The 20,595-nt window shown below is 36.2% G+C and carries 22 protein-coding genes and 1 pseudogene; 17 read left to right on the top strand and 6 right to left on the bottom strand.

From position 1 onward, the window contains the following. Positions 1 to 183, top strand: a pseudogene (locus tag FXW34_RS23215) (SMI1/KNR4 family protein); the annotation flags it as partial. Between the two features lie 317 nt (positions 184 to 500). Here the strand turns inward: FXW34_RS23215 and FXW34_RS21905 are convergent. Beyond that, positions 501 to 926: a MarR family winged helix-turn-helix transcriptional regulator gene (locus FXW34_RS21905; RefSeq protein WP_187119064.1), complete on the bottom strand. Its 426-nt coding sequence runs from the start codon at positions 924 to 926 to the stop codon at positions 501 to 503. Positions 927 to 1,147: 221 nt separating this feature from the next. On the opposite strand from FXW34_RS21905, the gene FXW34_RS21910 reads away from it, so the two are divergent. The 3 genes from FXW34_RS21910 to FXW34_RS21920 all read left to right on the top strand — a co-directional run bounded on the left by FXW34_RS21910 (position 1,148) and on the right by FXW34_RS21920 (position 4,013). Further along, entirely contained in the window at positions 1,148 to 2,659 is a 1,512-nt protein-coding gene (locus FXW34_RS21910; RefSeq protein WP_246141252.1) for an MDR family MFS transporter, read from the top strand. Between the two features lie 115 nt (positions 2,660 to 2,774). Beyond that, positions 2,775 to 3,218, top strand: a complete 444-nt coding sequence (locus tag FXW34_RS21915; protein ID WP_147536152.1) for an HD-GYP domain-containing protein — start codon at positions 2,775 to 2,777, stop codon at positions 3,216 to 3,218. A gap of 159 nt (positions 3,219 to 3,377) precedes the next feature. Continuing rightward, positions 3,378 to 4,013, top strand: coding sequence for a hypothetical protein (locus FXW34_RS21920; protein ID WP_147536153.1), 636 nt, complete (start codon positions 3,378 to 3,380; stop codon positions 4,011 to 4,013). A gap of 139 nt (positions 4,014 to 4,152) precedes the next feature. On the opposite strand, the gene FXW34_RS21925 is transcribed toward FXW34_RS21920, so the two are convergent. Beyond that, positions 4,153 to 4,674: a hypothetical protein gene (locus tag FXW34_RS21925; RefSeq protein ID WP_147536154.1), complete on the bottom strand. Its 522-nt coding sequence runs from the start codon at positions 4,672 to 4,674 to the stop codon at positions 4,153 to 4,155. Continuing rightward, on the bottom strand, positions 4,667 to 5,278 hold the full coding sequence (locus tag FXW34_RS21930; RefSeq protein WP_147536155.1) for a TetR/AcrR family transcriptional regulator: 612 nt from the start codon (positions 5,276 to 5,278) through the stop codon (positions 4,667 to 4,669). The genes FXW34_RS21925 and FXW34_RS21930 overlap by 8 nt, the downstream gene beginning before the upstream one ends. Before the next feature lie 269 nt (positions 5,279 to 5,547). Here FXW34_RS21930 and FXW34_RS21935 point away from each other — a divergent pair, with 269 nt between their 5' ends. After that, the gene (locus tag FXW34_RS21935) at positions 5,548 to 6,105 is read left to right on the top strand and encodes a hypothetical protein (protein ID WP_147536156.1); all 558 of its coding nucleotides are present in this window, start codon (positions 5,548 to 5,550) and stop codon (positions 6,103 to 6,105) included. A gap of 167 nt (positions 6,106 to 6,272) precedes the next feature. On the opposite strand, the gene FXW34_RS21940 is transcribed toward FXW34_RS21935, so the two are convergent. Further along, positions 6,273 to 6,905 (bottom strand): LysE family translocator, encoded by a 633-nt coding sequence (locus FXW34_RS21940; protein ID WP_147536157.1) that lies wholly within the window; start codon positions 6,903 to 6,905, stop codon positions 6,273 to 6,275. Positions 6,906 to 7,216: 311 nt separating this feature from the next. Between FXW34_RS21940 and FXW34_RS21945 the strand changes: the two genes are divergently transcribed. From FXW34_RS21945 to FXW34_RS21985, 9 genes are all read left to right on the top strand, one after another. Continuing rightward, positions 7,217 to 7,423: a helix-turn-helix transcriptional regulator gene (locus FXW34_RS21945; RefSeq protein ID WP_147536158.1), complete on the top strand. Its 207-nt coding sequence runs from the start codon at positions 7,217 to 7,219 to the stop codon at positions 7,421 to 7,423. Further along, complete coding sequence (locus tag FXW34_RS21950) at positions 7,420 to 7,845, top strand: hypothetical protein (protein ID WP_147536159.1); 426 nt, start codon at positions 7,420 to 7,422, stop codon at positions 7,843 to 7,845. The genes FXW34_RS21945 and FXW34_RS21950 overlap by 4 nt, the downstream gene beginning before the upstream one ends. Positions 7,846 to 8,045: 200 nt before the next feature. Then, positions 8,046 to 8,648 (top strand): hypothetical protein, encoded by a 603-nt coding sequence (locus FXW34_RS21955; RefSeq protein WP_147536160.1) that lies wholly within the window; start codon positions 8,046 to 8,048, stop codon positions 8,646 to 8,648. Positions 8,649 to 8,827: 179 nt separating this feature from the next. Then, the gene (locus tag FXW34_RS21960; RefSeq protein ID WP_147536161.1) at positions 8,828 to 9,061 is read left to right on the top strand and encodes a YczI family protein; all 234 of its coding nucleotides are present in this window, start codon (positions 8,828 to 8,830) and stop codon (positions 9,059 to 9,061) included. Between the two features lie 880 nt (positions 9,062 to 9,941). Beyond that, the gene (locus tag FXW34_RS21965; protein ID WP_147536162.1) at positions 9,942 to 10,433 is read left to right on the top strand and encodes a DUF4367 domain-containing protein; all 492 of its coding nucleotides are present in this window, start codon (positions 9,942 to 9,944) and stop codon (positions 10,431 to 10,433) included. A gap of 283 nt (positions 10,434 to 10,716) precedes the next feature. After that, positions 10,717 to 10,992 (top strand): hypothetical protein, encoded by a 276-nt coding sequence (locus tag FXW34_RS21970; RefSeq protein WP_147536163.1) that lies wholly within the window; start codon positions 10,717 to 10,719, stop codon positions 10,990 to 10,992. A 252-nt stretch (positions 10,993 to 11,244) separates the two neighbouring features. Then, a complete protein-coding gene (locus FXW34_RS21975) occupies positions 11,245 to 11,736 on the top strand; it encodes a sigma-70 family RNA polymerase sigma factor (protein WP_147536164.1) in 492 nt (163 codons plus the stop codon). Beyond that, on the top strand, positions 11,729 to 12,754 hold the full coding sequence (locus tag FXW34_RS21980; RefSeq protein WP_147536165.1) for an anti-sigma factor: 1,026 nt from the start codon (positions 11,729 to 11,731) through the stop codon (positions 12,752 to 12,754). Before FXW34_RS21975 ends, FXW34_RS21980 begins: the two co-directional genes overlap by 8 nt. After that, positions 12,739 to 13,056: a hypothetical protein gene (locus tag FXW34_RS21985; RefSeq protein ID WP_147536166.1), complete on the top strand. Its 318-nt coding sequence runs from the start codon at positions 12,739 to 12,741 to the stop codon at positions 13,054 to 13,056. Before FXW34_RS21980 ends, FXW34_RS21985 begins: the two co-directional genes overlap by 16 nt. Before the next feature lie 118 nt (positions 13,057 to 13,174). On the opposite strand, the gene dld is transcribed toward FXW34_RS21985, so the two are convergent. Then, positions 13,175 to 14,857, bottom strand: a complete 1,683-nt coding sequence (gene dld, locus FXW34_RS21990; protein ID WP_147536167.1) for a D-lactate dehydrogenase — start codon at positions 14,855 to 14,857, stop codon at positions 13,175 to 13,177. Between the two features lie 327 nt (positions 14,858 to 15,184). On the opposite strand from dld, the gene FXW34_RS21995 reads away from it, so the two are divergent. Continuing rightward, positions 15,185 to 16,930 carry a PhoX family protein gene (locus FXW34_RS21995; protein WP_147536168.1) on the top strand — a complete coding sequence of 582 codons (1,746 nt, stop codon included), beginning with the start codon at positions 15,185 to 15,187 and terminating at the stop codon, positions 16,928 to 16,930. Between the two features lie 102 nt (positions 16,931 to 17,032). Here the strand turns inward: FXW34_RS21995 and FXW34_RS22000 are convergent, their stop codons facing one another. Next, on the bottom strand, positions 17,033 to 17,812 hold the full coding sequence (locus tag FXW34_RS22000) for a C39 family peptidase (protein ID WP_187119065.1): 780 nt from the start codon (positions 17,810 to 17,812) through the stop codon (positions 17,033 to 17,035). Positions 17,813 to 17,939: 127 nt separating this feature from the next. Between FXW34_RS22000 and FXW34_RS22005 the strand changes: the two genes are divergently transcribed. Together FXW34_RS22005 and FXW34_RS22010 are read left to right on the top strand one after the other, a co-directional pair. Next, complete coding sequence (locus tag FXW34_RS22005; protein ID WP_147536169.1) at positions 17,940 to 18,623, top strand: response regulator transcription factor; 684 nt, start codon at positions 17,940 to 17,942, stop codon at positions 18,621 to 18,623. Then, positions 18,620 to 20,491 carry a sensor histidine kinase gene (locus FXW34_RS22010; protein WP_147536170.1) on the top strand — a complete coding sequence of 624 codons (1,872 nt, stop codon included), beginning with the start codon at positions 18,620 to 18,622 and terminating at the stop codon, positions 20,489 to 20,491. The genes FXW34_RS22005 and FXW34_RS22010 overlap by 4 nt, the downstream gene beginning before the upstream one ends. Positions 20,492 to 20,595 lie beyond the last annotated feature (104 nt).

Consider the following 20,595-nt stretch of genomic DNA (forward strand, 5'->3'; position numbering starts at 1 on the left):
TTGGGTATGAACTTAATTGTTTTAGAGGACTCGGGAGAATTTGCTAGATGTATGTATTGTGCAGATATTAATGATGACAGAGTATTTAGTTGGGAAAGGGGGGGAACAGATTTACACCCAAGATATATTACTTTTGATGACTATGTAATAGACATATTTCAAGAAGGAATTGATAACTGGTAAAAAACAATGAGGTTAATCCAGGGGATACTTATGAATCAATTAACGGACCCGTACAAACTCGAATAGGAACAAGGGACAGTTCCGGCGTTTTCTTAATATATTCCATTTGTAAAAAAGCGTAAGCATTAATGGTCACTACCGATAATTTCGAAGGGGACCAAAGTAATTATTGAGTTACATTGTAAACACAACACAGCAAAAGGCCAGTACATAGATCTATGTATTATAAGAACTAGCGGTGCCTGTCACCACCCGAAAAATCTTGTTTCACAAGCATTTGTGAAACAAGAAAAATCGGGCGGTGACAGGCACCATATTTATTTTAGATGGTCAACGAGTCGATTTAGTAATTTACTTAAAGCCATTATTTCATCCTCAGAGTAAATATGATAAGTTTGGTTATTAAATTCATTTCGGGAAGTACTTAATTGGTCGTATATTTGGCGGCCTTTTTCTGTTATTTTCACCCGTGTTCGTCTTTTATCTTCGGGATCAGTAGATAATGTAACCAAATTTGCTTGCTGCAGTCGATTGATCATCCCCGTCATATTTTGCTTCGTTACGAGTGTTTCCTCTCTTAATTCACCGATTGAAATATCTTCCTTATTTATTATGGATCTGAGAATGACCCATTGCTGGATACTATTAAGTCCAACATCTGCGACCATCTTTGATCCATATTTACTTAACAGATTTGAGATTCTTAAGAAATCTAACGTAATATTTGTTTTTATTTTTTCCATCATAACCCTCCAGGATTGGAACAGAATTTCCTCCGTTACTTATTCATTTTAAAGAGCAAGAAAATAATAGTCAAGTTGTTGACTAATTAACATAAGCTCGATTATACTAATTTGGTCAATGGCTTGACTAATTGAGGAATAGAGAAGGATATACAGAAAAAAATCAACTACTATTCTAGTTAATCTCTTTTCCCAATTAGGAATATAAGGAGATGAAAAGAATGCCGCAAAAAACAACGAATCGTAAAATGGTTACCATTGCGATGCTGGTTGCTATTTTATTGGTTGCAATTGATGTTACAGTAGTTAGTACTGCGATGCCGCAGATTGTTAGCGATCTCAGTGGATTAAAATTAATCAGCTGGGTATTTGCCATCTATACGCTAACGACTTCTGTTACAACACCGATTTACGGAAAATTAGCGGATTTATACGGACGGAAGAAAGTGTTTATTTTTGGAGTGATTTTGTTTGTTGTGGGCTCTATTGTTTCAGGTGCAGCTCAAACGATGAATCAATTAATCTGGTTCCGAGCTTTCCAAGGAATTGGGGCAGGGGCGGTAATGCCGCTTACTTTTACGATTATTGGCGATCTGTTCCCTGGTGAACAACGTGCGAAAATGCAGGGGTTATTTAGTTCCGTATGGGGAATTGCCGGCCTACTTGGTCCATTAGTTGGAGGATTCTTTGTCGATCACATCAGCTGGCGTTGGATTTTCTACATTAATCTGCCTATCGGGTTAGTATCGCTTGTGTTAATCAGCGTCTTCTTCCATGAAACAGTTGAATTGAAAAAGGATCGGAAAGTGGATTACCTCGGAGCCTTCACATTCACGATTGGTATTTCTACGCTATTATACGCTTTACTTAATGCGGGTCCGGGGCAAAAGTATGGATGGAACTCAACGACGATTTATCTACTGTTCGCAGTGGCCATCATCTTCATTGTCCTCTTTGGTTATATTGAAACGAAAGTGAAAGAACCGATGCTTCCGCCATCATTGTTCAAAATACCTGTGATTCTGGCTTCCAATCTCGTTGGTTTCCTATCAAGTTCAGTCTTAATCGGGGTAACGGTGTATTTACCAATGTGGATTCAAACCATTCTTGGGCATAGCGCGACGGATTCAGGTCTTACACTTATGCCAATGTCAATTGCATGGCCGCTGGGTGCAACATTTGCTGGTCGTTATATGTATAAAATTGGATCCAAAATCACGGTCATCATAGGTGCTATATGCATCGTCGTAGGAAGTTCATGGTTACTAGCAGTCGGATTGGACTCTCCGTATTGGTATTTTGTGGGGATTATGGTTGTGATTGGATTTGGGATGGGTTACGTTACCACGCCAACAACCGTACTTGTTCAATCAGCTGTCGGCTGGCAAATGCGTGGAGCGGCGACGGCTTCCAACACATTTACTCGATCAGTTGGGCAAACCGTTGGGGTCGCTGTCTTTGGAACCATCTTCAATAATTCTCTTGTCACTTATGGAAAAGAACAGGGGAATGGAGCATGGAGCGGTGGAGAAAATATTAGTGATCTCCTAAGCGCAGAGGCTTTCAATAAACTACCTTCTGCCATGGTTAAAATCATCCAGGAGGGTCTTGCACACGGTATGCATCTTGTATTTATTCTTGTATTTATCATGGCGATTGCCACTTTAATTATGACGTTCTTCCTTCCTTCACACAAGAAGGTAATGGAGCATCAAGAGCAAGTCCAACATTAAACAGCAAGCCGCCAATTAGGCGGCTTTTGTTTTTTAAACATGGGACGGTTCTGGTGTTTGCCTAATATATTCCATTTATGAAAAGAGCACTTAGCGGAAGGGTAATTTAGGTGGACTGTTACACGATATTGGAAAAATCGGGATTCTAGATTCGATTCTCAATAAACCGTCTTCTTTAACCAATGAAGAGTTTGAGCAAATAAAAAAGCACACAAATATTGGTTATAATATGCTCAAGCATGTTCCATCATTTAAGAAAAATTCAATATTGGATATCGTGTTACATCACCACGAAAGATACGATGGAGAAGGCTATCCTCATGGATTAATCGGAAAAAATATTCCATTGGTCGCTCGCATTATAGCAGTTGCAGATTCTTTTGACGCCATGGTCTCAAATAGAATTTACCGCGAAAGTCAAGGGATAGATTTTGCAGTAAATGAGTTATCCAAAGGAATTTATACTCAATTTGATCCAGAAATAACTAGGGTTTTCTTAACATTAATTGAAGAAAATAAAATTTCCATTCAAGTGAAAAATAAAAAGAAAGTTCATTGATGTACTGTTTTTCCTGAAATTTTACATTAAAGAAGTGATAACTACTCCTCACAATTATGGGTTGCTTAAGCAGTCCATTTTTTTATGGCGGTAATGGGCAGGGCATTCCAATAAATATAGGAATTTTATGGTAATGTATTTATGTGAGGGGGAGATGTTTTGAAAAAATTTCTAAAAATCACTCTTGGTATTTTTGGTGTCATTTTGTTAGGGATTGCACTACTAGTGTTTGATTTTTTATCAGATATGAAGCCTGATAAAGAAAGAGAAGAAGAAGTAAAAGTTCAAGCAGAACAATATTTAAGAGATAATTTTGAGGGTGGGCATTTTGAAATATATGATATATGGTACGATAATATGGATGTTAATAACTTATTTGAATACGCTGCTAAGGTGCGAAGTGAAGATACCATTGAGTTTTTAGTTTATTTTAATAATGAAAGAAACAAAATGGAAGATTCATATGTAGCTGAAAAGTGGGCGAAAAATCTATATGATAATTTACATCCTTATTTGGAAAAAAACATCGGTGATATGGAAGAATTGTTTGTACTATTTGATGATGATGTTGGGAGTATTTACAATCTTGACTATAAAAATCCAGGAGAATTTAGGGACTATGAAGCGCCTGCAACCATTCACATAACACTTAGTCGTAATTTAAAAGATAGTGATGAGAAGTTTTTAGATGGAGTAACAATCTACTTGCAAAATGAATTACAAGTTAGACATGCCATTGTTCAACTAAATTCTTCTAAAAATTATCAATTAAACCCGTTAATTAGTCAGTTCTAAAATAATGAATGCATTTGAACGTTGAGAAGGAGTTTGTTTCTAAAATATTTCCCAAAGGATTCAAACTCCTAAATCAAACTTTTTTCTAAACTAGCGAATGGAAATATTTAGGGAAACGAGGGAACCGTCCCCCTGTTTTTCATTTTTTCAATTGTTCCTTTATATAACCTCTTATTTCTGGATGATTTTTGTATAGGGTAAAACTATAAAGAATCGTGGAAGCAGCAATGGTTGACCAGAGAATCCAATCTCCTGAACCTGAAAGAAATTGCCCAAGTTCAACCACAATGGATTCTTCTCCATTAATAGCAGTCATTATTGAAGAGAAGTTAAAAATAAAAATAATGATAAATCTTCCAATAATTAGAACGACAAGACCAATTAAATAACTAATTCCACCTACCGTACTTAATTTATTATCATGATACATAACCTTCGTTTTCAATCCCTGCATGTGGCCAATGGTGGCTCCTAATAAAAGAAGAATGATTAACTCTAACAGCATTGAAGTTGTAAGTGTATTCGGTAGACCAGAATATGTTTTGTATAAAGCCAAAATGGGAAGGCCGATAAAATCAAAGCGATTGACTTCCTTTGGGATAAATTGCCGAAAGATTAAAACACCGATAATAACAAGGATGATGAGCGAAAATTTATCCATTCATGTTTGTCCCCTTTTTATTGGTTAAATAATATTCAATTAATTGGTCGACTTTTTCCTCAGTGTAATAATCTGGTTTTTGCAGTGAATGAATAACCATCCCATCAATAAAAGCATATAGCAGCTCAAGTTCAAATTCCTTCTCATCCTCACTTTTCAGATATTGGAGATCTATCATCATATTTATTATCATTTGCATCATTTCCCTAGAATAGCTATCCATCTTTTGCTGCAATTCGAAAAGTTCGGGATCGCTGAAAGATCGTCCTAAAAATGAAATCCACACCCTTGCTTCCATCATTTCCTCATGATCAAACGGAATCAGGAATTTCATCAGTCTTCTTAAAGCCTCTTCCTTTGAACCTGTAAAGGTATTTGCCATTGCTTTTGCACGTTCATCCATTCGATTGATCACTAAATTCATCGCATAATGAAATATTTTTTCTTTAGAAGAAAAATTATGCTGGATTAAGCCAACTGACATATTAGCTTCGGCAGCAATGTTTTGAATGGATGCTTTATCTATTCCTTTTTTTAAAATTACTCGCCAAGTAGCGTCAGCAATTTGATTTTTCCGTTCAATTAGATCAACTTTTTTAGGCATAGGTATAACCCCCTTCTTTCACAATATGATTATATTGTATAAAAATATTTTTGGCAATACAATCATATTGTAAAAAATGCTCACAAATTCATTACATTTACCCTGTCCTTTTTCAACATTACAAAATTCAATTTAATAATAAATAATATTCAAAAAATAAATACTATTTTATAATAAAAGTAGAAAATATAGATACATTTGGTATGAAAGTCAGTTTCAGATGATTAATTGTGTATGAGGTATCTGTTTATAAAAGGAAGATGATTGAAATGAGGAAAATGATTTTGCTTGGTCTGATGTTTATAGTAATGTATGCTGCAGGCTGTACTTCAAACGATGATCATTCTGCACAGGATGGCCAATTTTTACGGACTGTACCGTATCCAGATTCAACTGAAATTCTAAACAAACTAGAAATAGATGAGGGCATGTTGTATTTTTACAAAGATGAGACAGGTATTCGACATTCGTTTGTTTCGAATGATGGGAATATCAGGCTGAATAGTGATGTCATGGAGCTGGATTCAATAAAGGGAGTGAATTGGGCGATAAATGAAGATCCAAATCTTTCTATTATTATTTTGGCAGGAGTCATTTCTAATAAAGAGATACAGGAAATTTCCCTCAAACAAAATGGAATTGAAAACGATGGAATAATTATGGAACCTAAAAAAGAGCTAAGGTTTTGGTATGCCATATTTGACCGAGTAGTTGGTAATGGAGTTGTTTCAGAAGAACCATTTAAGATAGAGGGTTTATCGGATGAGGGTAAGGTTTTATGGGAAGATGAAGTGTTTATCAAATATACGCAAAAATGGGGATATTAAGCTTCCTATGAAACTAATTGAAAATATAAGAAAATCGGGCGCAATCAAAGGATGGTTGCGCCCTTTTTCATTAAATGTTAGGTAGGACCAGATGGACAAGATAAGCGTTCAGTAAAAAACAGACCCTTCAATTTTTGAAAATCAAAGGTCTTATCTGAAAATATAATCTAATTATTAGCCTTTTCCAGGGCTAGTTTTATCCCAAATCCGATTATTATCGTACCTGTAATTCCTTCAATAATATTTTTCGCTTTCGGTTTTTTCATAAAAGCACTAATTTGGTTAATTAAATAGACATAAAGGAATAACCATATAGCTGACAATAGAGTAAAGGTCATCCCCATTATAAGAAACGGTAAAAAGGTACCGCTTCCAGATTCCACGAATTGAGGGAAAAAGGATAAGAAAAAGATGGCAACTTTGGGATTTAGGATATCGGTAAGGAATCCTTGTTTAAAACAAGATGTGTTTCCAAACTGAGCTTTTGTGTTTATCTCAACACTTGCTGCTTCTTCCTTTTTCCTTAACGACCATAAGATCTTAACACCCAAATATATCAAGTAAACAGCACCAGCATATTTGAAAATAGAAAATAAAACGGCTGATTTTACAATGATTGCTGATAGTCCTATTACAGCGGCAAAAGTATGGGCAAGAAGGGCACATATTATACCTAAAGAAGTTTTAATCCCCCCAATTCTCCGATCGATGAGAGTATTTTTAGTTACAATGGCTGTATCGGGACCAGGTAAAATAATTAGAAATATACACATAAGGGCAAATAGATAGAAGTTTTCCATTTTATTTCCTCCTTTCTTAAGGAATGAATATGTTATTCTTTCAATATATTATATATAAATGATGTTATTAATTGAACAGTAAACATATTTGATAGTTAGAAGCAATTATGGTTAAATTTACATAATTGTTTTTTTATTTATATAATGATTCTGCTAGATGAAAATCATACTATTTGCGAAATATCCAATCCTAGTAAATGGGAATATTTAGGGTAATGTCAGAACCGTCCCACTGTTTCCTATAATCACAGATGTAATATATAGTTTACATTAGGTAATGTATATGTTACATTGTAAATGGAGGTTACGATATGAAAAATAACGTAAAGCTTGCCCGTGTAAAAGCGGACTTAACTCAGCAAGAGCTTGCCGATGCGGTAGGCATCACTCGGCAGACGGTCAGTCTAATTGAAAAAGGAAAATATAATCCATCATTAAAGTTGTGCCTGCAAATTTGTTATGCGGTGAATGCCAAATTGGATGATATTTTTTGGATTGATAGGGAGGAATTTGAATGAAAAAAATCACTGATGAACGGCTGATAGTACTGAATTTACAACATATAAAAATTGCTTATATAGTACAAACAATAGGGATTCTCAGTATTCTTGGTTATGAGGTATTTAAGGGTGGAATAGAAGCAATGACGAAAAATCCACTATGGATGGTTTTTATGCTTACTACAGTGATATATAGCTATCTACACATGAGTGTTAGTGTGGAACATGAAAGGAAGCCGAAAAATCCAGTAAAGTCGTTTATTATTAGCCTGATTTTTGTAACAATCATAGCGGTTTCCTTTGCTATCCTTACGTCGATTACCCCGAGCTTCAACTGGACTGATGGCCTACTGATAGGGGGGATTATATTCGTTTGTGGAATAATTCCGGTTTCTTATGTGTACCGACTTAGGATTAAACAAGAAAAAGATTTGGAGTAAGCTGACTAAGTATATTAAATTAAATTAAATGTCACAAAATCTCACATTCACCATGTCCTTTTTCGCCTTTCATACCTATTTAGAGGGCTTGTGAAAAGGGGCAATCTTGAAATGATCAGCGCCTATTTTTATTGTGCGAAACCCCTGTTACCAATTTATGTTAAAATGAACTAAATTATATTATTTTGGAGGCGGTAAATATGAAGCGAATGCCTTTTGAACCACCAACAGAACACTATGATAAACAGATAGAAGCAATAGATGAACATATATGTAATTTAATAAAACAAAGAAAGGATCTTTCAAATAATAAACCGGGTTTCCCACCAAAACAACTTATTGCAAATTGGGCTAAAAAGTATAATTTTTATGAGGATTTTTTAAACAGTGTATTTGCAGGTTTCTTAAATGAAGATATTTATCGGCCAGTTGTAGAGCCAAAAGGATTTCTTAAAAATATTCCAATATTAAAGTCATTTGAAAAAGATGATATTTTTTATTCTGTAACATTTGTACGTCAATTTGAAAATGCTAGCGTCGTTCATTTTAGCATTGATAGAGAAGATACTGATGATGAAATGCCAAGAAGGTTTCGAGAACCTATCTTTTTTGACCTTTCTATCGAGGGCAATGATGCTGATTATGACTGCCGAAACGAAGGAGGCGGAGGATCCGGTGGGCATGAATCTTATACATTCATTGTATCACCGGCTTTACCCGATGATATTTCTAAATATCAATTAGTCTTCAAAGAATGTAAAATACCATTCCAAAAACCAACAGGGTTTGAATTTGTAATTTAAAGCAGCAATAAATTTTCTAGATTAAGCATTCAGGTACATATTCGGCAATCGGGCGCGAAAATTCAATGGACTGTTAGTTTTAGAACAGTCCATTTTTTCATTATTTACTTAGTTAAAGTGCAGAATAATTCACAACTAATTGGAGATATATGGTAACTTGTATTGAAGGGGTTTTTTAATTGTTAAAGTATTTGCATATTATTTTATCAATAACAGTTATTTCACTTGCGGGGTATGGATTGATTACTAAGGATTTTAAGTTTCTACCATATATGATGTTTTTTTTAGGTTTAACGATGTTGGTAATGGGATTAAGAGAATTTCAAAAGGGACAAAAAGGTTACGGCTGGCTAAGTATAGTTGTATTTATATTTATTTTATTTGTAGTATTCAATAGTTTCTTATTGAATTAACGGGCGCATTTATCTAGGTGATGATTGCGCCCGTTTCATGTTTGGGCGCTTTCCTTCAGTAAGGAATACCGCTCATTAACATTTTAGTGGAGGAAGTCTGTTGAATACAACACTACTTTTTGTACAGTCTCAACTGACTTATGAACGCGTAAACACTGATTTATCAACGCTGTTTTCGTAAAGTTTGTTTTTCCTAATTTTGAAAAATTTATCAAAATTTAATTTGATAATACATTCCTTTGGTGTAAAATTACACTATATTTACCTATTTCGCCGAGGGGATTAGTGTTTATGAAAAATACTCTTTATATGATTTTGCCAAGTATGATTATTTTTACATTTATATACATAGATTCAATGTTTCCTGAAAGTAAGTTCATTTTACTAGGTATATATTTGCTTTTCCCGTTAATGTTTATTTTTCAGGGATATATTTATTCAACTTCAAAAAGAATTATTACATTCGGATTCTTTCTATCATCTATTGCAATAATTCTACCTATTTCAATTTGGTATAACATGGGTAGTATGATTAATCCTGTAGTAATATATATAATATTAGGAATATCATCACGCATTTTCTTCAGTAAAAATAGAAAGTAAATCAAATTCTTATCCTTTGGATTTTAAAACTAAACGTAAAAATCCGTAAGTTAACTTATTGCAATAGTGATGCAAGAAGTTATTCAACTAACGAGGGGTGTTGGTGATAGAAGAATTACTTGATAATCGCATTTTTAAGTTATTCATTTATGGGGCACAATTCCGTAGAAGTGCTCTCTTTCTTTAGGTTAAGAACCATTTAGTTGATGAATGTATTTACAGAAAATTTTGATATGACAAATTTAATTCTTAAAAAATGTATATAGGAGAAAGATAAATGGTAAGTAAGAAGGTTATTATTACTGCATTTATATTATTTGTAATTGTGACTGCTGGTATTATGATAGGCTGGTCTGCAGGAAGAGCGGAATTGTATGATTATGATTATTCCAATATTGGAGATTTGAATGATGGACTATTATTTGATTATATGATTCCTACGAAAGTACCTTTTGAAGAGATGAAAATAACTGACTCAAAAATTGAAAACAGCGGACAGCAATTAGTGATTGAATTAATGAATAAGAACAAAGAATTCATTGATATCCGAATTTCTACAAACCCGGTACAATATGATGAGAATATAAAAATAGAAAAGGTGAGTATTGGAAATAATGCGCAAGGTTTCTTTATTCCAAATGACGAAGGTAAAAGAATACTCTCTTGGCAGAATGACGGTTTCTATTATGAAATCACTTATTTTTTTAAGTTAACACCGTCTGAAGTCAGCAAAAAGCAACTTATAAAGATGGCAGAATCATTTAAATAAAATTGGTTGGTCATTAGTTTAGTAAACAAGAAATAAACTAAACTATTAATTCAGCGATTGGGCGCAATAATCGAGAGATGATTGCGCCCGTTTCATGTTTGGACCATTTGCAGAGCAACTCTTTAAGGGGAAATTTGATTGCGATGTTACCTTTCAAAGAAATTGTGCAATTTTAAACTACAAACAACGATCAGATAAGTTTGATAAATAATGGAAATTAAAACCATTTGTAGCGAATCTTATGTTAGTATTAATGTGATATTTTTTAAAGGGGGCCTATGTTATGCAGAAGGGGTTTATAATTATTTCTTATTTTCTATTTCTTGTTCCACTAATATTTATAGTAAATTTTTTGTTTGATATTATTACCTTTGAAAGGCTTCAAGGATTACCTGTATTTTTTCCTTTGATTTTTTGTACTTTTGGTCTTTATTTTGCCTCAAGAGCTTACCAGAAACAGAAAAGTACTTTGACTCTAGGAGCAATAATTGTCAATGCAACATTATTATTATTTCCTTTTATTTATATGGTTGGTGGGACATTGATATTTGGTGTATAGAATTATTACTAAGTAGTTATTTTCCCATATCTTTTAATTTTTTAATATACTCGAACGAGCGCAATTGCAGGGATTGAGCTCTTTTTTATGGCTATTTTGTATGATGCTTGGGATTAATCCTTATTTTCCAAAAATACTTAGAATCTTAGCTGCTGCTTAATTAAATTTCTCTTTAAAAAAAGTAGAAAATATTTTCCGATTTTGCAACTTTTAATCTAGTTATTTCGTGGATAAGGTGAAGGGGGGAACGCGATGGATTTAGATGAGGCGTTTGAAGCATATGTAGATGATCTATATCGATACTTGTTCTCACTTTCAAAAAATCACCATACGGCCGAAGATTTAGTCCAAGAAACTTTTTACCGGGCATATCTTCAACTGTCAGAAGATGAGATTATGCATATTAAGCCGTGGCTGTTCAAAGTGGCCTATCATGCCTTTATCGATTTTACCAGAAAACATAATAGGCTGGTCATTACCGATAAAATACATAGTCAAATGATAGTGAAAACGCCAGAAATAGATTTCCTAGAGAAGGAAAGCTTTACTGCACTTATGAACGATATACATTCATTGAAGGAAATTGAAATGCATTCACTAGTTCTTTGTGACTTGCATCAGTTGAGTTTAAAAGAGGCAGCAGACATTCTGCAATTAAATATTAATACGCTGAAAAGCCACATATCAAGAGGAAGGAAAAAGGTAATTGAAAGGGTCAAGGGAAGGAGGAGGCAGGATGGATAATGAGCAAAATCCAAAGGATCAGGAAATCTATCAATCATTTTTAAATGAATCAATCGAAGACTATAAAAAAAACCACAGGGTACCGGGTAATAAACGAAAAGGATTAATTCAAGCAAGCAAAAATCATGCTCTAAGGACAAATATTATGATCAGTCTGGCTGTCATATTACTCATTGTGCCAGTGCTGACATTAAGCAGCTATTTGTATTATGCGATTGGTGGAAAAGCAAACCATTTAATTGAGATTGCAACAAAAACCATTTATGTGACGGAGCCGAACATGAGCTTGGAAGAGATGGAGCTTGAAGAGGATATTGGCTTTTTTACTATGAAAATATATTTTGATGTGTTTAAGCGGATTGGAAAGGAGGATTATCAAGCAGGGGAGTATTCGGTTAATTTTGTGTTGGACAAGCCAAACTTTCCGGAGCGTGATATGAAGCTTGAAAGGCCGCTGCCGATGGTGGGCGACATGGAGACGGACATGCTTTATCATCCAGACGGTCCATTTGGTAAAACAGTTAATTCTGATTGGGATATTATTAATCACCTACCGGATGGGACCGTAGGAGAGATTTATCTTTCTTTTAATCACTTAAGGAAGCCGGAGGAGTTGAAAAATAAGTTCGGGGACAAAGTTGAGGTAAGATGGGTGGCTGTTGATACGGGACTTGAGTCTAAAAAACTATATGAAGCAGGGTATTCAGTTGCACCAATCGGCTATCCGTTGCAGGTTGATTCCACCACATGGTCACCGTTTAATGGAAGAGACCAGTCAAATGAAGAAGTATTTATAGATATATTAAAGTTTCTGGCCAAAGATGAAAAAACAGCCGAGCAAATAGCGCGGGCAAGATCTTTAGTGTTAAAAGATAGAATCCATTATATCGAGAAAAATGGGATCCAAGTATACGGAGCAGTTGTCACCGGACCAACACAGGAATTAAGAAAACTGAAGGATTATGATCAAATCAAAGTGATGAAGGTGGGGGAAGTAAAGCTATGGAACTGGAAATGAGCAATAAAAACGAAGAAAAGCAAAGAAAATTACCAACCATTGCGGGTTTCTTATCCTTCCTGATTGCTCTAATTGCACTGGCGGGTGTAAATATTACATTATTAATGGATATCGATGATTTTCCGGAAACGTTTCTCGTCAGCTTGCCGATTGTTGGTTTTTTCCTAGGGCTGCTTGGGTTGATTACATCTAAAAGATCGAGATTAAATGCCCTTTGGGGAATAGGGATTAGTTTGTTTATCTTATTATTTACATTTTTAATGATTGGACTATCTTGGGTAGGCATTAATCCGAAGCCGTGATACATTAGTTCGAAAAATCATAAAAAGTGCAAAAAAAAGTGCCTGTCACCGCCCGAAAAATCTTGTTTCACAAGTATTTGTGAAACAAGATTTTTCGGGTGGTGACAGGCACCGTAGGTTATGCCCAGTGTTTTAGTTTTGAGGTTTTGCCGATTCCTGGGTTGAAGCTGTTGGTTGGGTCGCCTTTTTTGTAGTGATCAACCAGTGATGGCGCGGCTTCATAGAGATGACCGACATTATGCTCGGCTGGATAAATCGCTCCGCGCTCATCCAGAAGCTTCAGCATTTTTTTCTTCAAGGCATGAGAATCGACGCCTTTTTTCAAGATATAGTCTTGATGCAGCACGTGGCACATGAAATGTCCGTAGTAAAGTTTGTGCACAATCTGACTGGAAATTTCCTCTGGCAACTCTTCAAACCAGTCCATATCATTGCGTCTTAAGGCGATATCAAGTGCTAAAATATCATCGACTTCGTCTTGATGCACCTCTTGGAAGCGAATCGCAGCGCCGGCTGCCACAAACCGATGCAAGAAAGCATCCTTTCCTTCTTGTGGTGTGCAAACAAAGAAATCACCTTCAGCTTCTTTGAAGAGTTCCGTCAAATAAGCCTCCGCCTCAGCGTTACCATCACCTGACATTTTAAGCATCAAGTGGTGCTCGTACTTTTCACGGAATTCTTCCATTCTTTTTGGCAAATGGTTCGGGAAAAGATAGCTGAGTTTTTGCAAGATACGATCAGGAAGATAAGGTTTAAAGATTTTCATTTTGTCCAATATCCGCTCTGCATTCGCTTTTAAAGCAAAAAGATTAGGCAAACGGTCAGTTCCAAGTTTATTGATGACAATGAATGAATCCTTGCCATATTTTTTGGCGATGTCGTAGATTTCACGGTGCATGTATTCGCCAGCGACTGGTAGATTTTTGAACTCCGACAGTGCTTTTCTTCGAATCGATTCTAGCACGCGTGGTGAATTGGTTCCGATGTAGTAAACCTTTTCGTTTTGTTCTTTCGGGAAAGTATCGAGTCGAACAGCAAACACGGCAATTTTGCCAGATGAACCAGATGCTTCATAAAGCTGATTGGGGTCGGCATTGTATCTAGCTGGGCTATTTGCATCAATGTCGCGCACGCGCGTTTGATAAGTATGATCATGCCCGTGTTTTGGAGATTCTGGGACAGCATTCGGATCGAAATTTCCAGTATCAAGATTGGTCAGAATTTCCTCTGGCGTTTCGCCTAAGTCCATACCAAGGTGATTTACCAGCTCTAGCTCGCCATTTTCATTAACACGAGCAAAAAGTGATAGTTCCGTATAAGCAGGGCCGCGTTTAACGAGCGAGCCTCCTGAGTTATTGCAAATCCCGCCAATGGCTGACGCACCAAGACAAGACGAACCAATCACAGAGTGTGGCTCACGCCCGAGCGGTCTCAAGGCATTCTCAAGTGAATAGAGCGTTGTGCCTGGAAAAGCCAAAACTTGAGTACCTTGGTTGATCAACTGGAGATGATCAATCCGTGTGATTGACACAATGACAACCTCACGATCATAGCCGCCTGCTGGAATGGAGCCCTCTGTCAAACTTGTATTTGACGCTTGCATAATAATGATTTTGTCAAATTTGACAGCAGCTTTTAGGACTTGCCAGAGCTCTGTCAAATTTCCAGGCTTGACAACCGCGATTGCATCCCCGCGTCCTGAACGATAGCCTTTGCGGTAACGCAAGGTTTTTGAGGGATTGGTAAAGATATATTTTCTATCTAAAATCGCTTCAAGTGCTGTGATAAATGGATTTTCCATTTTACTGCCCCCTATATATAAAATGATTTCTGCGAAAGGCTTAATGATTTTGTGAGCGATTACATAATTACGAGATTGAGAGCTTATGAAACTTTTGCTTTAATCTTACTACTATACTAATATAATAAAACTAAATTAATAATATATCAATAGTGAAAACATAATTATCCTAAAATTTCTAACGGTGCTTGTACTGCCGAACTTTAGTCGTACCATACCTAATTTTAATAATCAAAAAATTTACATTTTTCCAACACTACCTTCATACTTCAAGTTTAATATTTTAGTTGGAATATATCGTTGTAGATTATTATGGAGGTAAATATTATGAAAAAAAGTAAAATCATTATTCCCCTATTAAGTGCAGCAATGCTATTTCCTGCTGCGGTCAATGTGTTTGCCGAACCACATAAACCAATGGATACTGTAAAATCGGTTGAGTTTATCAGCATGCCTGTACCTGCTACAGCAGAGGAAAAATCAACCATGTACAGTGAAGCCCAAGTTAAGGTTACATTAAATGACGGTTCTGCCAAAATGTTAGATTTAGATTATACTCCTCTAGCAAAGCCAGGAGATAGCATCAATGGCAAAATTGTCGGCGCGGCTTACGATGTAAATGGCAATATCATAAAAAATGCAAAGGGCGAACCTATTGTTTCTACAGCACCTGACGCTAATTCACTATTTAGTGTAAATGGAAAAAGCGGCAAGTTATTTATGATCAATCATTTTGAAAGTATGCCAAACAATGAAGTCGGGACAGTCCCAAGAGCGTTATATTTAAATTCAGTCGAGCAGGATAAGAAAACCGGCGAGTTGAAAATCACTGATATTGAGCCAATTGATTTCTCGGCTTACGGAGGAGTTTGGACACCTTGTGCAGCCGTTTTATCACCATGGAACACTCATTTAGGCAGTGAAGAATATGAACCGAATGCTCGTCAACATGAAGCTAATCCGGAAAAGTCAAGTGTGACACAATTTGCCCGCAACTATTATCAAGATCTTAATGCAATTGGAAACCCATACTTATACGGCTATACAACTGAAGTATCCGTACAACCAAATGGTGAAGCAAAAGCGGTTAAACACCACAGCATGGGGCGCTTATCTTTTGAAAATGTAACAGTCGCACCAGATAATCGCACGGTTTATTATGGGGATGACGGTGGCTATGTAATGTCCTTTATGTACGTTGCAGACGAAGCAAAAGATTTATCAGCTGGTACCTTATATGCGGCAAAATTTGAGCAAACCAGTGCTGAAAATGGAGGTGCTGGTAATATAAAATGGATAAAATTAGGACATGCATCGGACGAGGAAATGAAAGAATTAGCTGAAAATCTTACGTTCAGTGATATTTTTGACACAACGAACGATGCTGTATATGCAAAAGCCAATGGTTTCAGCCATATTAAGACTTCCGCTGGAGAAGAATATTTGAAGGTTAAACCAGGTATGGAAAAAGCAGCTGCTTTCCTAGAATCTCGCCGTTATGGTGCTATACTTGGAGCAACTTCTGAATTTAATAAAATGGAAACACTGTCATTCAACAAAGCCGATAATAAAATTTACATGGCCATGTCAACAATTGCAAAAGCAATGGAGGAAAATCCCCAAGATGCTGTAGATGATATTCGTTTACCAAAAATCAACGCTGGTGGTATTTATGAAATGAATTTGGGTGGTGGACAAACGGAAGGCAGTCCGATTGACAGTAATTATGTCGTAACTAGAATGTCGGCTATTCTAGTTGGGGAAGACATCCCGAAAGATGCAGAGGGTAACAAAGCGCATCTTGATAAAATTGCAAATCCTGACAATATTGTTTACTCTGAAAACTTGAGAACTCTGTTTATTGCTGAAGACACCGGCAATCATGTAAATAATGTTGGCTGGGCTTATAATGTTGATACAAAGAAACTTTCGCGGATTATCTCTGCTCCAAATGGCGGTGAAGTGACTGGTATTCAAGCTATTGATGATTTAAATGGACATGCATACTTAATGGTAGGTTCACAAAATCCAGGCAACATTGGATATATCAAAATGCCTTCTATTGAAAAATAATAAAAAAGATAGTTTTGAAACGCGGGAATGGTTTCCCTCGTATATTCCATTTTGGTTAAGGAAGTAGGGGGGAATGTATCCCCCTTGTTTTCTCGTATCCATTTATTTCACACTAACCGCTTGACTTCCCATTTGCCTCCATGCTTCCTCAAAGTCTTTGCGATTAACGCTTGTATTGGGCTCGTCTGCAAGTGGATCGTTAAGATATACAAAATCCTCATTATACCCTGTTATGACGACGCTATGCTCACTGTATGTGACCTTCATTGACCCATTTTTTGTATGAAACTCTAGAAAGTCACTCTCTGGTAGTCTCTTAAACTTATAATTGGTAATAACCCATACTGGCGCACCTTCATCAATCATTTTATAAAGCTTCTCTATCGGCTGATTGGTTAAATCTATTATTCTATTAGGAAGGTATTGATTTGCCAATTTAAAAATTGGGTCTACATAAACACCCAAGCCAGGATTTTGTATCGAATACATATCCCCGACAAAACCTTCATTCATATCGCCTCGTAAACCATTTTTCACAAATGGTACTTTATCAATTTTTTCAGCTAGCTCCATTTTTGATACTGGAACACCAGCAAAGTTTAAAAGCATTGCCAAGCTAGTCACCTCACATCCTCGGGGTAATTCAGGTTTCTGTGGGATGAAGGGTACACTTAACAATGTTTGATTTTTAATAGGTATTTCCGTAAAGCTTTTTGCGGATACTTCTGAAACCAATTCATTTATACCTTCGTCTTCTTTTATAGTGGAAGTACGATAATAGCTGAGGATTAGAGTAATCATCACCAATCCCAAGCTAAGTGGAAGTAGGAGCTTACTCCATTTGACCCCTTTTCTATTATTTATCTTTATATCTATTGTCATAATAATTTCTCCTCTCACAATAATGCTGTTGAAATTATTGTAGTAGAGTTGATTAAAGGTAGAATGAATATAAAATAAAGATGAAATAAAGATATCAATTATTTTTGGATAATGTGGTGGTATACATATGAAGCAAACCATTCTGATTGTTGAAGACGAAGCGATATTACGAGAGATTGAAAAGGATTATTTTATCGAGGCAGGCTATCATGTGCTTGAGGCCAGTGATGGGAAAGAAGCAATCAAGATTTTTGAAGAGAATGAAATTGATTTAATCATCTTAGATATCATGCTACCTAGTTTGGATGGTTGGTCCGTTTGCCGACGGATTCGCAAGAAATCGAACTGTCCCATCATTATGTTAACAGCACGAACCGATGAGGATGATACGTTACTGGGCTTTGAGTTAGGCGCAGATGACTACGTTACAAAGCCGTACAGTCCTCCGATCTTGCTCGCGCGGGCAAAAAGATTACTTGATGCAGTTCATTATACAAGTTCAAGGCTTGATGATCAGTCGCTTATGATGAATGGTATTTCCATTCATGTTCCCTCACGATTGGTAAAAGTCGATGAGGCAATCGTCCATTTGACTCATACAGAGTTTGAAATTCTAATCTATCTGATGAAAAACAGGGGAATTGTTATTACGAGAGAGCAACTCATTTCCTCAATTTGGGGTTATGATTTTACCGGGGATGATCGAACGATTAATACCCATATTCGGAATTTGCGCCACAAACTAGGTCCAAAAGCGGATACGATTAAAACGATTGTTCGAGTTGGCTATAAGTTTGAGGAAGAGTTATGAAAAAAGGAATTGTACTAAAATTATTTCTATTAACAACGGCATTGTGTTCGTTAATTCTCGCAACCATATTTATTGGTCAGGTGGTGTTTTTTAAAGGATTTTATGTAGAAAGAAAGACAGATAAACTTAAAGAAAACATGATTTCCTTTAAAGAAAACTACAATAAAAATGGTAGAAATACAAACGCGATTATTAAAATGAAGGATCGATTTTATGAAGATCATAATTCATGGATTACCATATTGGATGAAAACGGATTAATTCAAGGGGAAAATGAATTTAGTATCATCATCAGCAATGATTATGAGAATTATTATGGCAAAGCTCAAAATGAAGTACCGATTAAGAAGTTTACTGTTCCTTTATATAACAGTATCAATATCAACGAATTTTGGAATGAACCAACACTACTGCAGGAAGGAATGTACGTCAATCTATATGGATATGAGCGGGACGAGACTTTCATCCCCGTTGAAATATTTAGCACTTCCTTAATGGAAAGTATTGATAATAGCATACTTAAAAAGACCTTCTATGTAGACCAGCATCAGTTCGATCGATCAAAGGATGGCAAACAAAATCAAGGGCGACCTCTAACCCCTGTTATGGTAGACTATTACACTGCCGGGGTCATTGAAAAAGTGAATGTTCCTGATTTTGGTGCAGTATCAAAGTCGCTGACTGCAAATGCCTTATTTACAAAAAAAATCAACGAACTACAAGCGGAAATATTATCTGATACCTTCTCATCAGCAGTGTCAGAAGGAGGCTCTGCTCTTACGGTCCGTGACTTTACGGATAATGGAATCAAGTATCGATTATTGATTCAACCGTTTAAGAATATGGAGGGAAAGACTGAATATATTTTCACGATGACATCCTTACAGCCGCTGGATGAGGCGATTGGCATGATGAAGGATTATTATGTCTATTTGATTCTGTTTGTTTTGTTGCTCGTTCTTTTAGCAGCATTTTATTATTCAAAAAAAATTGCCAGACCCCTGCTCCAAATAAATCGTACAACACAAAAGATTGCCAATCTGGATTTCTCAGAAAAATTACCAATCACCTCGAATGATGAAATCGGTGCCATTAGCGAAAATATCAATATTCTATCAGAAACATTACAGTCGCATATTGACCAACTAAATCAGGACATTGAGAAAGAAAGACAGTTAGAAAACACTCGAAAGCAATTTATTTCAGGTGTTTCGCATGAATTGAAGACACCGCTGAGTGTGATGCAAAGCTGCATATCGATTTTAAAGGATGGCGTTGCCAGTCATAAGAAGGATTACTATTTTGCCGCGATGGAAAAAGAAGTTGGGAAAATGGATCGATTAATTGTCGATATGCTGGAGCTTGCTAAATTAGAATCCGGTACTTTTAAAATCAAGCTTGAGAGCTTTTTTATCAATGAACTGATCGCTTATATTTGTAAAACGCTTGCCCCTGAAATGGAGAAAAAAGATTTGCAGCTGTCAATGGACTTGCCTCAAGTAAAAGTTTTGGCAGATGAGTTACGAATTGAACAGGTTCTGGCCAATTTCATGATGAATGCGATTCGTCATTCGCCTGCTGGTGAGTCGATATTCGTTACAGTAGCGGAAGAAAATGAGCGTGTAAAAATCTCGATAGAAAATACAGGTGTATCCATTCCGGAAAGCGAGTTACATAAAGTCTGGGACCGCTTTTACCGAAGCGACCCTTCACGGCAACGGTCCGAGTCCCAAGGTGGCACAGGCCTAGGTCTCTCTATCTCAAAAAATATACTACAAATGCACCAAACCGAATTCGGAGTAACCAACACACAAAAAGGAGTCCTATTTTACTTCTACTTGAAACTGGTGCCTGTCACCACCCGATAAATCTTGTTTCACAAAAACCCGTGAAACAAGAAAATTCGGGCGGTGACAGGCACCGAAAAGCTACCGAAAAGCTACCGAAAGGCTACCAAAAAGCTACCGAATAG

The sequence above is a fragment of the Bacillus marasmi genome (genome assembly GCF_902168435.1).
Classification (GTDB): domain Bacteria; phylum Bacillota; class Bacilli; order Bacillales; family Cytobacillaceae; genus Bacillus_BU; species Bacillus_BU marasmi.